The following is a 13,795-nucleotide window of genomic DNA, read 5'->3' as shown; positions in this document are numbered from 1 at the left end:
ACCGCGTTGATGACACGAGACGCCGCCCACGCTGCGCGGCGGCGTCCGAATCGAGGATTTCTCCATGAGCAAAGAATTTGACGTGCTGGTAATCGGCGCCGGCCCCGGCGGCTACATCGCCGCCATCCGCGCTGGCCAGCTGGGCCTGAACGTGGCCTGCTGCGAAGACAACCCCTATGACGATCCAAAGGGCGAGCCCCGCCTGGGTGGCACCTGCCTGAACGTCGGTTGCATTCCGTCGAAGGCGCTGCTGGCCTCGTCGGAAGAGTTCGAGAACGTGAACCACCACCTGGCCGACCACGGCATCACGGTGGATGGCGTCAAGGTCGACGTGGCCAAGATGCTCAAGCGCAAGGACGACATCGTCGGCAAGATGACGAAGGGCATCGAGTTCCTGTTCCGCAAGAACAAGGTGACGCTGCTCAAGGGCCACGGCAAGTTCGTCGGCAAGACCGACGCCGGCTATCAGGTCGAGATCGCGGGCAAGGCCGGCACGGAAGTCGTGACTGCCAAGCACGTGATCATCGCCACGGGCTCGAAGGCTCGCCATCTGCCGGGCGTGAAGGTCGACAACGTGACCATTGCCGACAACGAAGGCGCACTGAAGTTTGCCGAAGTGCCGAAGAAGCTGGGCGTGATCGGCGCTGGCGTGATCGGCCTGGAGCTGGGCTCGGTGTGGCGCCGTCTGGGTGCAGAAGTGACGATCCTCGAAGCGCTGCCGAGCTTCCTCGGTGCGGCTGACGAATCGGTGGCCAAGGAAGCCAACAAGCTGCTGACCAAGCAGGGCCTGAAGATCAACGTCGGCGTGAAGGTCGGCGAGATCGAATCGTCTGCCAAGGGCGTGAAGGTCAACTACACCGACGCTGCCGGCGCTGCGCAAGTGCTGGAGTGCGACAAGCTGATCGTGTCGATCGGCCGCGTGCCGAACACCGACAACCTGGGCCTGGAAGCGATCGGCCTGGCGGCGGATCAGCGTGGCTTTATCGAAGTGGACGAGCACTGCGCGACCAAGCTGCCGAACCTGTGGGCGATCGGCGACGTGGTACGCGGCCCGATGCTGGCGCACAAGGCAGAAGACGAAGGCGTGGCCGTGGCCGAGCGCATCGTCGGCCAGAAGCCGCACATCGACTACAACTGCATTCCGTGGGTCATTTACACCTATCCGGAAATCGCATGGGTGGGCAAGACGGAGCAGCAACTCAAGGCTGAAGGTCGGGAGATCAAGGCTGGGCAGTTCCCGTTCCTGGCCAACGGCCGTGCGCTCGGCATGGGTGCATCCGACGGTTTCGTGAAGGTCATCGCCGATGCGAAGACCGATGAAATCCTGGGCGTGCACATCGTCGCAGCCAACGCCTCGGACCTGGTTGCCGAAGCCGTGGTGGCGATGGAGTTCAAGGCTGCAGCCGAAGACATCGGCCGTATCTGCCACCCGCACCCGTCGATGTCGGAAGTGATGCGCGAAGCTGCGCTGGCCGTCGACAAGCGTCAGCTCAATATGTAAATCGCAAGCCGCAAGGCAAGCACGATGCCCGGTGAATCCACAAGATTGCCGGGCATTGGTCCATTTGGGCCCGCAAACGGTGCCCCAAGCACATCAAGCAGATGAACGTCCAGGAAACCTACCTACAGGAACTGAAGGCGCGTGGCTATCAGCCCGACGAAGCGCAGCAACGCGCCGTCGACCGCCTGCAGCGGTGTTACGACGAATGGGTCGCGTACAAGGCCCGGCGGTCGAATGCGCTGCGCAAGATGCTCGTGCGTCCCGATTTGCCGCGTGGCGTCTACATGTGGGGCGGGGTGGGGCGCGGCAAGTCGTTCCTGATGGATGCGTTCTATAGCTGCGTGCCATTGGTGCGCAAGACGCGTCTGCACTTTCACGAGTTCATGCGGGAAGTGCATCGGCAGCTGGAAGAGTTGCGCGGGCGTGCCGATCCGCTGGACGAACTGGCCCGCCGCATCGCCAAGCGCTACCGCCTGATCTGCTTTGACGAATTCCACGTCAGCGATGTTGCCGACGCAATGATCCTGCACCGCTTGCTCGATCAGCTGTTTGCGAACGGCGTGCAGTTTGTGATGACGTCCAACTATCGACCCGACTTGCTGTATCCGGACGGCTTGCACCGCGAGCGCGTGCTGCCGGCCATTGCGCTGCTGCAGGAGAAGCTCGACGTCCTCAACGTCGACGCGGGCGTCGATTACCGCAAGCGCGCGATGGAGCAGGTGCAGGCCTACTACACGCCGCTGGGCGCGAAGGCCAACTCGGCGTTGCGCGATGCATTTACGGCGGTGGCCGGCGTGCCGGACGAGTCGCCGGTGCTGCGCATCGAGCATCGTGAGATCCGGGCAGCCCGTAAGGCCGGCGGTGTGGTGTGGTTTGACTTTGCCACGCTGTGCGGGGGGCCGCGGTCACAGAACGATTACCTGGAAATCGCCTCGCGCTTTCACACCGTCATCCTGGCCGACGTGCCCAAGATGACGCCGCGCATGGCGTCCGAAGCGCGCCGCTTCACGTGGCTGATCGACGTGTTCTACGACCACAAGGTCAAGCTGCTGATGTCGGCGGAGGTGCCGGCAGACGAGCTGTACACCGAAGGCCAGATGGCCAACGAATTCCAGCGCACTGTGTCGCGCATCGTCGAGATGCAGTCGCGCGAATACCTCGAGGCACCTCGCCGCGAGGTGGATACGTCGCTGACCTAACCTCGCCTTGTCCCGCACCCCTGGGGCTTAGGGTGATGTCGGCGGCGGGTTGCGGTGCGACGGCGGTGCCTGCGAGGGCCGCAGGCTTGCGCCAAAGAAATCCTGCGGCAGGCGCTCGGTTTTGCGATTGACGTTGCGGAACGCGCCTTCCACCAGCATGGGCGCGACGTTGCTCACATCGGTTTGCGACGCCATGGTCACGTCTTCGGTAAAGCCGCGTTCGCACAGTTCGCGGCCCGACACGGAATCGAGCAACCACGCTTTCATCATGCCGGTCTGCGACGCCTCCCGATAGATAGCACGGGCGGCGAGTGCTTCGGGGGACAGGGCTTGCGGCAGGAACCCTGCCACGGTTTCCGACAGGTGATGCACGATCGCACCGGCTGCGAGCCAATCTTCCAGGGCCGGGCGCAGGCTGCCGTCGGCCCAGCGTTCTCCTGAGGCCACCACGGCCACGCGCCGGCCCAGCCGCGAAGCCGCTTCTGCGACGGCGCGCGCGTTGCGCAGGCAACCCGCAAAGGTGGGTGTCGATCCGGTGGCGAGTGCCAGCGTCGCGCCATTCGGCGACGGCAGGACCAGGCTGCTGCCCATCGGCAATTCCCGCAGCGACGCCGGCGAGAGCGTATAGCCTGCCTGGCCGCGGTTGCAGCCCGCCAGCATGGCGCCGGCGCGGCGTGCGAAGGTCTCGGCGCTGGCGTCGCGCCATGGGTACGGATAGATGCGTGCCCCGCGCGCCACGGCCACATCCACACAGGTGCAGAAAGAGAGCACGTCCACCACGATGACGGCGTCGCAATGCGGCGCCAGCGCGGACGCCCCGTGCTCGCCCCATTCGCAGTGGATGTTGTACAGGCTGAATTCGGTTGCCATGTCGCGCCCTCCTGTTTGGCTGGTGCAGCTCTTCACTATAGGCGGCCTGTGTTTTTATGGGAAAGGCAGGCTGCTGCGAGTGCGCTGAGGGTCGCATGTCGCGTGTGTTCTTATTGCCGGTCGCTTGACGCGCATCAAGGGCGGGCAGGGGGATGCTGGCTAGCATCGTCCTCATAATGACGACGACATTCGCCCCCATCCACCCGGCCGCGCATCCAACTGCACCGGTTGCCGGCTCAGGCTCGCCTATTGGTCCGAGCGGGGCTGGCGCGTCGCACGCCACCTGCTATCACTGCGCATCGCCGCTCGATGGCGCCTCTGCGGTCTACGCAGATGTCGGCGGCACATCTCGAGAATTTTGCTGTGCCGGCTGCCAGGCAGTCGCGCAAACGCTGCACGCCTCCGGCATGGGCCACGTCTATGACGGCCCAATTGCCTTTGCCAAACCCATCGAAGGTGACCGCCGCGCCGAAGCCGAAGCGGTTTGGGCGACGTACGACTTGCCCGTCATGCGCGAGCGCTTCGTGCGCAAGCGTGCTGACGGCGCAGAAGAACTCTCGCTTGCCATCAGCGGCATGCGTTGCGCTGCGTGCGTCTGGTTGATCGAGCGCGCGCTTTCGCAAGTGCCCGGCATCCGCGAGAGCACCGTCAATTACGCCACGGAGCGCGCGCGCATCGTCGCAGATGCGGGGGCGATGCGGTTGTCCGCGGTATTTGCCGCCATCGCCGACGTCGGATATGAAGCCTGGCCCGACCAGCCATCCGCCCGCCGCACTGCCGAGGCGCGGGAACGGCGCAGCCTGCTGATCCGCTTGGGATTGGCCATGCTGGGGATGATGCAAGTGATGATGTACGCATGGCCGGTGTACCTGCACGGCGGCGACATCCCCGTGAGCCAGACGCGCCTGATGCAGTGGGCGAGCCTGTTGCTGACGGTGCCGGTGGTGCTGATCTCTGCACGGCCCATTTTTATCAACGCGTGGCGGCAGGTACGGCATGCGCACGTCGGCATGGACGTGCCCGTGGCGCTGGGCATTGGCGCAGCGTTCGTTGCCAGCGTAGTCGCCACCGTGCGCGGTCATGGTGAAACGTATTTCGATTCAGTGACGATGTTCGTCGCTTTCCTGCTCGCGGCGCGTTATCTGGAGCTGCGTGCGCGGCAAAGCGCAGCGTCGGGCGCCGAAGCGTTGGTGCGTCAGTTGCCGGCCACCTGCCGGCGCATCGATGCCGAAAGCGGTGCGCTGGAAACCATCCCCGTCGCGACCTTGCAGCCAGGCGATTGCGTGCAGGTGCGCGCCGGTGAAGTCCTGCCTGCAGACGGCATCATCGAACACGGCACCACCGAGGTCGACGAATCGCTTCTCTCCGGCGAAAGCGTGCCGCGTCCGCGCGACGTGGGCGCGACCGTGCTCGCCGGCAGTTACAACGTTGTCAGCGCCATTCGCGTGCGTGTGAACCGCGTGGGCACCCAGACGCGCCTTGCCGCCATCGTCGATCTGCTTGAACGCGCCTTGACGGACAAACCGCGCATGGCGGAACTCGCCGATCGTGTGGCCGGGCGATTCGTGGCTGTGCTGCTTGGCTGGGCCTTGCTGACTGCGATTGCGTGGTGGTGGATCGACCCGACACGCATGTTTGCCGTCACCGTGGCGGTGCTGGTGGTGAGTTGTCCATGCGCGCTGTCGCTGGCCACGCCGTCTGCGCTGGCTGCTGCCAGTGGCGCGCTGGCCCGGCGCGGTGTGCTGGTCACGCGCGGTCACGCCATCGAGAGCCTGGCGGCCGCTACGGACGTGCTGCTCGACAAGACCGGCACGCTCACGGAGGGGCGCCTGCGCCTGCTCAGCATCGAGACCTTCTCCGACCTCGACGCAGAGGACTGCCTCGCATTGGCTTGCGCGATGGAGCAATCCGAGAACCATCCGATCGCCCAGTCGTTGCGGGCCGCCGCATCAGATGCAATGCCGTTGCCCACCTTGGGGTCGGTGACCAACGTACCGGGGCAGGGCGTGTATGCCATGACCCGTCACCAATTGATGCGGTTGGGCACGCAGTCGTTTGCGGCGAGGCAATACGCAAATCACACGATCACTTCCACCCGCTACAGCACGGAAACGCCCATGGAGGAGGTGCCGCCCGCGGCTGCATGTACCTCGGTCTGGCTCGGGCGCAATGGTGAGCCGCTTGCGCGCTTCACGCTGGCCGATACGCCGCGTGCCGATGCGCCTGCCTGCCTGAGTGCGCTTCGTGCACAGGGCTTGTGCTTGCATCTCGTTTCCGGTGATGCGCCTGAGACTGTGCACTGGTGGGCCAACCGACTCGGCATCGACCACGCCGTCGGCGGCGCAAGCCCCGAAGACAAACGCGCCTACGTGCGCAAGCTGCAGGCAAACGGCGCCCGCGTGCTGGCAGTGGGTGACGGCATCAACGACGCGCCGCTGCTTGCGCAGGCGCAGGTCTCCATCGCCATCGGATCCGGTGCGCCACTGGCCCAGGCAGGCGCGGACGCGATTCTCACGGAGCCCCGGCTGCTCGCCATCAGCGAAGCCGTGTCGATTGGTCACCGCGCATTGCGGGTGGTGCGCCAGAACCTCGGCTGGGCCTTCGCTTACAACGCGATCAGCATTCCGCTGGCCACCCTCGGGTGGCTGTCTCCGTTGGCGGCGGGCATCGGTATGTCGGTGTCATCGCTGCTGGTGGCGCTCAACGCATGGCGCCTTTCGCGCGCGACTTAGAAGGAGAGGCCATGGAAACGCTGTTTCTGCTGATTCCACTGTCGCTGATGCTCGTGGTGGCGATCGTGGGTGCGCTTTGGTGGGCGGTCGGCTCCGGGCAGTACGACGATCTCAAGGCACCCGCCGAATCGATTCTGTTGGACCCCGATACCCCCACACGCGACGCAGTGTCGCACAACGGAACTGCTTAACCACATTGGCCGGGTTGCCTTGATGCACGTCAAGGCCCTCCAGCGGCCTGGTTCTTAACATGACCACATCACACCAACTATCTTGGGGAGCAAGCATGCAATCGTCCAGCGCGTTGCAGCCCACCCAGACCTTCAACTACCGCGTTGTCCGCCAGTTCTCGATCATGACGATCGTCTGGGGCATCGTCGGTATGGCGGTCGGTGCGCTGATCGCGGCCCAGTTGATCTGGCCGCAATTGAATTTCGGAGTGCCGTGGTTGACCTACGGCCGGCTGCGTCCTCTGCACACGAATGCCGTCATCTTTGCCTTTGGCGGCAGCGCGCTGTTTGCGACGTCTTACTACATCGTTCAGCGCACGTGCCAGGTGCGGTTGCTTTCCGACACGTTGGCCGCCTTCACGTTCTGGGGCTGGCAGGCGGTGATCGTGGCCGCGGCCATTACGCTGCCGCTGGGCATCACAAGCTCCAAGGAGTACGCCGAACTCGAATGGCCGATCGACATTCTCATCACCGTGGTGTGGGTGGTTTATGCGATCGTGTTTTTCGGCACCATCATCAAGCGCAAGACCCGGCACATCTACGTGGCCAACTGGTTCTTCGGCGCTTACATCATCACCATCGCGCTGCTGCATATCGTCAACAACGCCGAGCTGCCGGTGTCGCTGTGGAAGTCGTATTCGGCTTATGCCGGCGTGCAGGACGCGATGGTGCAGTGGTGGTACGGCCACAACGCGGTGGGCTTCTTCCTGACCACCAGCTTCCTGGGCATGATGTATTACTTCGTGCCCAAGCAAGCAGAGCGTCCGATCTATTCGTACCGCCTGTCGATCGTGCACTTCTGGGCGCTGAATTTCACCTACATGTGGGCGGGCCCGCACCACCTGCAATACACCGCGTTGCCGGACTGGGCTCAGTCGCTTGGCATGGTGTTTTCGCTGATCCTGCTGGCGCCGTCGTGGGGCGGCATGATCAACGGGATCATGACCCTCTCGGGTGCCTGGCACAAGCTGCGCACGGATCCGATCCTGAAGTTCCTCGTGGTGGCGCTGTCGTTCTACGGCATGGCGACGTTCGAGGGCTCGATGATGTCCATCAAGACCGTCAACGCGCTGTCGCACTACACCGATTGGACGATCGGCCACGTGCACTCCGGCGCCCTGGGCTGGGTCGCGATGATCACCATCGGCTCGATGTACTACATGATTCCGCGCCTGTTCGGCCAGCAGAAGATGTACAGCACGCGCCTGATCGAGGTGCACTTCTGGGTGGCGACCATTGGCGTGGTGCTCTACATCGCCGCCATGTGGGTGGCCGGCGTGATGCAAGGCCTGATGTGGCGTGCCACCGAGGCCGACGGCACGCTCACCTACAGCTTTGTCGAGGCCGTTAAGGCAACGTACCCGTTCTACCTGATTCGGTTGCTGGGCGGCCTGTGCTTCCTGGGCGGCATGCTGCTGATGGCGTTCAACGTGTTCAAGACCATCCAGGGCAGCAAGGCAATCGATGCGCCGATTCCTCAACCCGCCCAGACCCCGATGGTCGCGGCACAGTGAGGAGGGGAACATGAGCAATCAATCCAACAAGTTTTTCTCGCACGAGACGCTCGAAAAGAACATCGGCTTCCTGATCGTGCTGACCCTGGTGGTGGTCAGCATTGCCGGTCTGGTGCAGATCGTGCCGCTGTTCTTCCAGCATTCGACCACTGAGCCGGTCAAGGGCATCGCACCGTATTCACCGCTGCGGCTGGCGGGGCGCGACATCTACATTCGCGAAGGCTGCGTTGGCTGCCACTCGCAGCAGGTGCGTACGTTGCGCGCCGAAACCGAGCGCTACGGCCACTATTCGCTGGCGGGTGAATCGGTCTTCGACCATCCGTTCCTGTGGGGTTCCAAGCGCACGGGTCCGGACCTGGCGCGCGTGGGCCAACGCTACTCGGATGACTGGCATCGCATTCACCTGCGTGATCCGCGTGAGGTGGTGCCCGAGTCGAACATGCCGTCGTATGCGTGGCTGTCGAAGACGCCGCTGGACAACAGCGACATCGAAAAGAAGATGCACGTCCTGCGCCAGCTTGGTGTGCCGTACACGGATGCGCAGATTGCCGGAGCGCGCGAGCAACTGGTCGGCAAGACGGAAGAAGACGCCGTGGTCGCCTATCTGCAAGGGCTGGGCCTTGAACTGCGCAACGTCCGGGATGTGGCTGCCGCGCCGGCTGCTGCACCCGCCACCGTTGCTGCCAAGGAGTAAGCCATGGCCATGCTGAGTGCAATTGCGACTGCCGTCTTCCTCGTGCTGTTCGTCGGCATCACGTGGTGGGCATTCTCCGCGCATCGTCGCGCCGCCAATGCGGAATCGGCCATGCTGCCGTTCCTGCTGCCCGATGAGGCCGAGGTCGCCGGTGCGCGCGCAGACGCGTCGCGCCCGCATCAATAAGGACACAGAATCATGAGCGACTTCATTTCGGAGTTCTGGGGGTATTACATCGCAGCGATCGCCCTGGTCGGCATCGTGTGGTGCATCTGGCTGCTGTTCTCCCAGCGGCGTATTCAAGTGGCACCCGGACAGAGCGCCGGTGAAGATACCGGCCACGTTTGGGATGGCGATCTGCGCGAACTGAACAATCCGCTGCCGCGCTGGTGGATGTGGATGTTCTTGCTGTCGTGCATCTTTGCGCTGGGATACCTGATCCTGTACCCGGGCTTGGGCGCATATGGCGGTGTGCTGGGTTTCTCCACACGCGGCGAGCTGGCCTCGCAGCGTGCGGCCGCCGATGCGCAGGTCCGCCCGCTCTACGAGCGCTATGCCGGCATGGACATCAAGCAGATCGCCGCCGACCCGCAGGCCCATGAGATTGGCCAGCGCCTGTTTCTGAACAACTGTGCGCAGTGCCATGGCTCCGATGCCGGCGGCTCGAAGGGCTTTCCGAATCTGACCGACGGCGATTGGCTGTACGGCGGCGAGCCCGACACCATCCTGACCACGATCACCAAGGGCCGTCACGGCGTCATGCCGTCGCTGGCGGCGGTGGTGGACGGCAACCAGGCGGTCAACGTGGCGAACTACGTGCGCTCGCTGTCGGGCCTGTCGTATGACCCGATCAAGGCAGCGCGGGGCGAGCCAACGTTCAAGTCGGTCTGCGCGGCTTGCCACATGGCAACCGGCAAGGGCAATCAGGCGCTCGGCGCTCCCAATCTGACCGACCGCGTCTGGCTGTACGGCAGTTCGGAAGCGACCATCGTCGAGACCATCCTCAAGGGCCGCGACAACACGATGCCGGCACACGAAAACCTGCTCTCGCCGGAGAAGATCCGCATGCTGGCGGCCTATGTCTGGGGCCTCTCCAATAGCAACACGAGCCACGCGCAATGAGCGACAAAGAACCAGCCTGGCGCCCCATGACGCCCGCCGTTGCGGCGGCGGGCGCCGAGGACGCGCCGACCGAGCAAATGCTTTATGAGGTCCGGCGCAAGATCTATCCGCGCGCCGTGACCGGGGCGTTTGCGCGTTGGCGCGTCTGGCTGGTGCTGGCCACGCAGGCCATCTTCTATGGCTTGCCGTGGCTGCAGTGGAATGGTCGCCAAGCCGTGCTGTTTGACCTGGGCGCACGCAAGTTCTACCTGTTTGGCCTCGTGTTATGGCCGCAGGACGTGATTTACCTGACGGTGCTGCTGGTGCTGTCGGCGTTGGGGCTGTTCCTGTTCACTGCGGTGGCAGGGCGGCTCTTTTGCGGTTATGCCTGCCCGCAGACGGTCTACACCGAGATCTTCATGTGGATCGAGCGGCATGTCGAAGGTGACCGCTTTGCCCGCATCCGCCTCGACGGTGAGCGTTGGAGCCTGCGCAAGTTTCGCCTGAAAGCCGCAAAGCATTCTGCGTGGATTCTTATCGCGCTATGGACGGGCTTCACCTTTGTTGGCTTCTTCACGCCGATCCGCGATCTCGGCATGGAGACGTGGACGCTTTCTCTCGGCCCGTGGCAAACGTTCTGGATGCTGTTCTACGCTTTCGCCACATGGGGCAACGCCGGCTTCATGCGCGAGCAGGTGTGTCGCTACATGTGCCCGTACGCGCGTTTCCAGAGCGTGATGGTCGACCCCGATACCTACGTCGTCACGTACGACACGCAGCGGGGCGAACCGCGTGGCAGCCGCTCCCGCAACGCCGACTTCGAAGCGCAGGGCCTGGGCTCGTGCGTCGACTGCAGCATCTGCGTGCAGGTGTGCCCAACCGGCATCGATATCCGCCAGGGGTTGCAGTACGAATGCATTGGCTGCGGCGCATGCATCGACGCCTGCGATCAGGTCATGGACAAGATGCGCTACCCGCGCGGCCTCATCCGCTATACATCGGAGCGGGCCATGCACGATCGGCTCAGCCCGAAAGAGGCGCGCCGGCATCTGTTGCGCCCGCGCGTGCTGATCTACAGCGCGATCATGCTCGCGCTCATCATTGGCTTCATCGTGGCCCTGATGATGCGTCAGCCGCTCAAGGTGGATGTGATCCGCGATCGTGGTGCACTTGCGCGCGAAGTGGATGGCGGCAAGATCGAGAACGTTTACCGCCTGCAGTTGATGAACGCCTCCGAGCAGCCCATGCGCGTGACCATCACCGCAGAAGGCATGCCGGAACTGGACGTGGAAGGCGGTCGAGGCGAATCGACCACGCTGGAATTGCCGCCTGCCGCCAATCGTCTGGTGCCGGTGCGCGTGCGTCGACCCGCTGACGACGCAACGCCTGGTTCGCACAAGATCCATTTCGTCATTCAGGCAGATCACGGCAATGGCAGCCTCGTGCTGCGCGAGCCCTCAAGCTTCATCGTGCCGCGCTAGCGTGGCACGAGCGGCATCTCCAACAGGAGGCAACGATGCACGCAACGCAAACTTCAGCACCCGCACGCCCCTGGTGGCGTGAGCCCTGGCCGTGGCTCCTGATGGCCGGACCGTTCGTTGCCATCATCGGCTGTGGCGTGACGATCTGGCTGGCGGCTTCGCATCTGGATGCCGTCATTCACGATAACGTTGTGCGGCGCGGTTTGGTCGTCGAAAAGCCGGCTGCCGCGCCCGCGCATGCCATGCCCGCGGAGGCCCGATGAAGCGTCGACTGCTGATGTGGATTCTGTGGCCGGCTTTTCTGTCGGCCGCGCTGGCTGAGCTTGTGGTCTTCGCAGTGGTGGACCCTGCCGACCTGCGCTTCTTCGGCGAGCAGATCACGGTGTCGGCCCAGGCGGTCTACACCGTGTCGTTCTTTGTGTTCTGGTTGCTGTGCGGATTGTCGAGCGCGCTGACGCTCTATGTATCGCCGGGTATCGGCAAACTGGAAGCGCACGAACACCCGCTCGTGTGAGCGGGTGCCATGGACGGTAACTTAGGCGGCCTGACCGCTCATCACCTGGCGCAGGCCGGCCAGGTCGATCAGCTTGACGTGGCGTTGGCGGATCTGAATGAGGCCCGCTTCAGCAAAGCGCGAAAACAGGCGGCTGACGGTTTCCAGTTTGAGACCCAGATAGCTGCCCAGTTCTTCGCGGCTCATGCGCAGTACGAATTCGGTCGACGAATATCCGCGCTGCGCCGAACGCTTGGAAAGATTGAGCAGGAAAGCCGCGAGACGTTCTTCTGCGCGCATGGACCCCAGTGTGAGCAGCATCAGGTGATCCTGCGAGATTTCCTTGCTCATGATGCGCAGGAACTGATGCTGCAGCGAAGGCAGTCGGCGCGAAAGCTGCTGCAGCTCGTCGTAACGCACCACGCAGACTTCGGTGTCTTCCAGCGCAGTCGCGTCCGACACATGGCGCATATCGCCAATGCCATCGAGCCCGACGATTTCACCTGGCAGGTGGAATCCCGTGATCTGGTGACGGCCGTCTTCAAGCGTCAGATGGGTTTTGAGCGTGCCGAAACGAATGCCGTACACGGCTTCAAGCGGCTCGCCCAAAGCATAGAGCGATTGCCCTTTCTTAATGCGGATGCGCTCACCGACCAAATCGTCCATCTTGCGCACGTCGTCGGAGTTCATTCCCACCGGCAGGCAGATTTGTCCGAGTACGCAGGTGGAGCAGCGCGAGGCTTGGTCAGTAAGTGCGATTCGAGTGAGCACGGGCGGGGCGACTGGATTTCGAGAAAGTGAAATGAGTAATTCTTGTGGTGCAACTCAACTTATTATAACGGCGACCTTCTTGCCGTCGGACATTTCCGATGCGGCAAAACGCGTCAATTACGCTGAGTTCGCCACAGCAAAACGAAAACCTTAGCCCATATCAAAAGAGCGTCAAAAAGATGAGTGCCGCGGCGCTTCTGAGTGTTTTTCTGATTGCACTGCTCGGCGGTGTGCATTGTCTGGCGATGTGCAGCGGTATCGCACTGGCGGCGGAACGCGGGACCGTGTCGGTGCGAATTGTGTCGCGTCGCCGGTTGTGGTTCGAGCAGGTCGTCATGCATGCGGGGCGGCTGACCACGTATGCGTTGCTCGGCGCCATCATGGGAGCGATGGGCGCGACCATCTGGCGCCAGCAATGGCTACCGATCCAGCGCGGCTTGTTTGCCTTTGCCAGCGCTTTGTTACTTGCCTACGGGGTTCTGCTGCTCGTGCGTTCCGCCTCCGATACGTGGCGCAGCGTGTGGATTGAGCGGCTGCTTGGTCGCGTCGCCGGCGCGCTGTCCCGGGTGGCGGGCACGCTGGGCGGCAGGCTGCAACGTCGGCCGCCGTTGCTGCGCCGGTATATCACCGGATTGGCCTGGGGCCTGGTGCCGTGCGGGATGGTCTACGGCGCATTGGCCGTGGCGTTGTTGGCAGGCAACGGCCCGTCCGGGGCTGTCGTCATGCTCGCCTTTGGTGCCGGTACGCTGCCCAATCTATTGATGATGTCCGGTCTGGCCGGCTGGCTGCGCGGCCTGTCGCGGCAGCGGTGGGCGCGCGGAGCTGCGGGCGTCGCTATCGCCGTGTTCGGGATCTGGGGGCTGGCGCACGCGATCTGGCTGCCGGAGATGCTCAACGCACACGGCTTCTGTCTGGTGCTGTAGGCGTTTAAAGCACGCGAAAATCGCCATCCTGCCTGGGACGGGCGGCTAGGACATCTTCCCGGTTGCGGCGCCGCGGGAAATTGCCCTACAATCGACAACAATTCGATTCGCCACCCGCGCACATTAACAATCCCAAGCGCGGCGCCAAGCGATGCCATCCAGCGGTAAAGTCACCCTGGACAGTCGATTCGGGCGGGCTGCCATTCTTCGTTGACAGTCGTCCGGCGCAGTATCCGTCCCCATGGCGGCGGAAGAAATTGCCCTTGTGGTGCCTGACCGGCACCGG

Annotated in this window: 14 protein-coding genes; 12 read left to right on the top strand and 2 right to left on the bottom strand. The window is 63.6% G+C overall.

Annotation, left to right across the window (positions count from 1 at the left end; genetic code table 11):
• Positions 1-64 precede the first annotated feature (64 nt).
• Both lpdA and zapE read left to right on the top strand, forming a co-directional pair.
• Complete coding sequence (gene lpdA / locus ABIC76_RS18985; protein WP_027677593.1) at positions 65-1,501, top strand: dihydrolipoyl dehydrogenase; 1,437 nt, start codon at positions 65-67, stop codon at positions 1,499-1,501.
• A 101-nt stretch (positions 1,502-1,602) separates the two neighbouring features.
• Complete coding sequence (zapE, locus tag ABIC76_RS18980; protein WP_102067033.1) at positions 1,603-2,700, top strand: cell division protein ZapE; 1,098 nt, start codon at positions 1,603-1,605, stop codon at positions 2,698-2,700.
• A 27-nt stretch (positions 2,701-2,727) separates the two neighbouring features.
• On the opposite strand, the gene ABIC76_RS18975 is transcribed toward zapE, so the two are convergent.
• The gene (locus tag ABIC76_RS18975) at positions 2,728-3,570 is read right to left on the bottom strand and encodes a 2-phosphosulfolactate phosphatase (protein ID WP_102067034.1); all 843 of its coding nucleotides are present in this window, start codon (positions 3,568-3,570) and stop codon (positions 2,728-2,730) included.
• A gap of 176 nt (positions 3,571-3,746) precedes the next feature.
• On the opposite strand from ABIC76_RS18975, the gene ABIC76_RS18970 reads away from it, so the two are divergent.
• From ABIC76_RS18970 to ABIC76_RS18930, 9 genes are all read left to right on the top strand, one after another.
• Positions 3,747-6,302 (top strand): heavy metal translocating P-type ATPase, encoded by a 2,556-nt coding sequence (locus tag ABIC76_RS18970; RefSeq protein WP_354534900.1) that lies wholly within the window; start codon positions 3,747-3,749, stop codon positions 6,300-6,302.
• An 11-nt stretch (positions 6,303-6,313) separates the two neighbouring features.
• On the top strand, positions 6,314-6,493 hold the full coding sequence (gene ccoS / locus ABIC76_RS18965; protein ID WP_027677589.1) for a cbb3-type cytochrome oxidase assembly protein CcoS: 180 nt from the start codon (positions 6,314-6,316) through the stop codon (positions 6,491-6,493).
• Between the two features lie 95 nt (positions 6,494-6,588).
• A complete protein-coding gene (ccoN, locus tag ABIC76_RS18960; protein WP_354534899.1) occupies positions 6,589-8,046 on the top strand; it encodes a cytochrome-c oxidase, cbb3-type subunit I in 1,458 nt (485 codons plus the stop codon).
• Between the two features lie 10 nt (positions 8,047-8,056).
• Positions 8,057-8,740 carry a cytochrome-c oxidase, cbb3-type subunit II gene (gene ccoO, locus ABIC76_RS18955; RefSeq protein ID WP_102067038.1) on the top strand — a complete coding sequence of 228 codons (684 nt, stop codon included), beginning with the start codon at positions 8,057-8,059 and terminating at the stop codon, positions 8,738-8,740.
• Positions 8,741-8,743: 3 nt separating this feature from the next.
• Positions 8,744-8,926, top strand: a complete 183-nt coding sequence (locus tag ABIC76_RS18950) for a cbb3-type cytochrome oxidase subunit 3 (protein ID WP_027677586.1) — start codon at positions 8,744-8,746, stop codon at positions 8,924-8,926.
• A 12-nt stretch (positions 8,927-8,938) separates the two neighbouring features.
• Complete coding sequence (gene ccoP / locus ABIC76_RS18945; RefSeq protein WP_343549518.1) at positions 8,939-9,862, top strand: cytochrome-c oxidase, cbb3-type subunit III; 924 nt, start codon at positions 8,939-8,941, stop codon at positions 9,860-9,862.
• Entirely contained in the window at positions 9,859-11,322 is a 1,464-nt protein-coding gene (gene ccoG / locus ABIC76_RS18940) for a cytochrome c oxidase accessory protein CcoG (protein WP_354534898.1), read from the top strand. The genes ccoP and ccoG overlap by 4 nt, the downstream gene beginning before the upstream one ends.
• 35 nt (positions 11,323-11,357) lie before the next feature.
• The gene (locus tag ABIC76_RS18935; RefSeq protein WP_354534897.1) at positions 11,358-11,585 is read left to right on the top strand and encodes a hypothetical protein; all 228 of its coding nucleotides are present in this window, start codon (positions 11,358-11,360) and stop codon (positions 11,583-11,585) included.
• A complete protein-coding gene (locus tag ABIC76_RS18930) occupies positions 11,582-11,836 on the top strand; it encodes a hypothetical protein (RefSeq protein ID WP_004626404.1) in 255 nt (84 codons plus the stop codon). Before ABIC76_RS18935 ends, ABIC76_RS18930 begins: the two co-directional genes overlap by 4 nt.
• Positions 11,837-11,857: 21 nt before the next feature.
• On the opposite strand, the gene fnr is transcribed toward ABIC76_RS18930, so the two are convergent.
• On the bottom strand, positions 11,858-12,586 hold the full coding sequence (gene fnr / locus ABIC76_RS18925; RefSeq protein WP_081785303.1) for a fumarate/nitrate reduction transcriptional regulator Fnr: 729 nt from the start codon (positions 12,584-12,586) through the stop codon (positions 11,858-11,860).
• Positions 12,587-12,765: 179 nt separating this feature from the next.
• On the opposite strand from fnr, the gene ABIC76_RS18920 reads away from it, so the two are divergent.
• Complete coding sequence (locus tag ABIC76_RS18920; RefSeq protein ID WP_354535065.1) at positions 12,766-13,509, top strand: sulfite exporter TauE/SafE family protein; 744 nt, start codon at positions 12,766-12,768, stop codon at positions 13,507-13,509.
• Positions 13,510-13,795 lie beyond the last annotated feature (286 nt).

Source organism: Ralstonia sp. 1138 (genome assembly GCF_040544795.1).
GTDB classification, from domain to species: Bacteria; Pseudomonadota; Gammaproteobacteria; order Burkholderiales; family Burkholderiaceae; genus Ralstonia; species Ralstonia flatus.
The sequence above is the reverse complement of the archived record's forward strand: the minus strand, read 5'-3'. Positions and strand labels throughout refer to the sequence as shown.

Bases quoted from the DNA above. Each gene is read 5' to 3' on its own strand.
- lpdA (WP_027677593.1), top strand. From the start codon at position 65: ATGAGCAAAGAATTTGACGTGCTGGTAATCGGCGCCGGCCCCGGCGGC.
- zapE (WP_102067033.1), top strand. From the start codon at position 1,603: ATGAACGTCCAGGAAACCTACCTACAGGAACTGAAGGCGCGTGGCTAT.
- ABIC76_RS18975 (WP_102067034.1), bottom strand. From the start codon at position 3,570: ATGGCAACCGAATTCAGCCTGTACAACATCCACTGCGAATGGGGCGAG.
- ABIC76_RS18970 (WP_354534900.1), top strand. From the start codon at position 3,747: ATGACGACGACATTCGCCCCCATCCACCCGGCCGCGCATCCAACTGCA.
- ccoS (WP_027677589.1), top strand. From the start codon at position 6,314: ATGGAAACGCTGTTTCTGCTGATTCCACTGTCGCTGATGCTCGTGGTG.
- ccoN (WP_354534899.1), top strand. From the start codon at position 6,589: ATGCAATCGTCCAGCGCGTTGCAGCCCACCCAGACCTTCAACTACCGC.
- ccoO (WP_102067038.1), top strand. From the start codon at position 8,057: ATGAGCAATCAATCCAACAAGTTTTTCTCGCACGAGACGCTCGAAAAG.
- ABIC76_RS18950 (WP_027677586.1), top strand. From the start codon at position 8,744: ATGGCCATGCTGAGTGCAATTGCGACTGCCGTCTTCCTCGTGCTGTTC.
- ccoP (WP_343549518.1), top strand. From the start codon at position 8,939: ATGAGCGACTTCATTTCGGAGTTCTGGGGGTATTACATCGCAGCGATC.
- ccoG (WP_354534898.1), top strand. From the start codon at position 9,859: ATGAGCGACAAAGAACCAGCCTGGCGCCCCATGACGCCCGCCGTTGCG.
- ABIC76_RS18935 (WP_354534897.1), top strand. From the start codon at position 11,358: ATGCACGCAACGCAAACTTCAGCACCCGCACGCCCCTGGTGGCGTGAG.
- ABIC76_RS18930 (WP_004626404.1), top strand. From the start codon at position 11,582: ATGAAGCGTCGACTGCTGATGTGGATTCTGTGGCCGGCTTTTCTGTCG.
- ABIC76_RS18920 (WP_354535065.1), top strand. From the start codon at position 12,766: ATGAGTGCCGCGGCGCTTCTGAGTGTTTTTCTGATTGCACTGCTCGGC.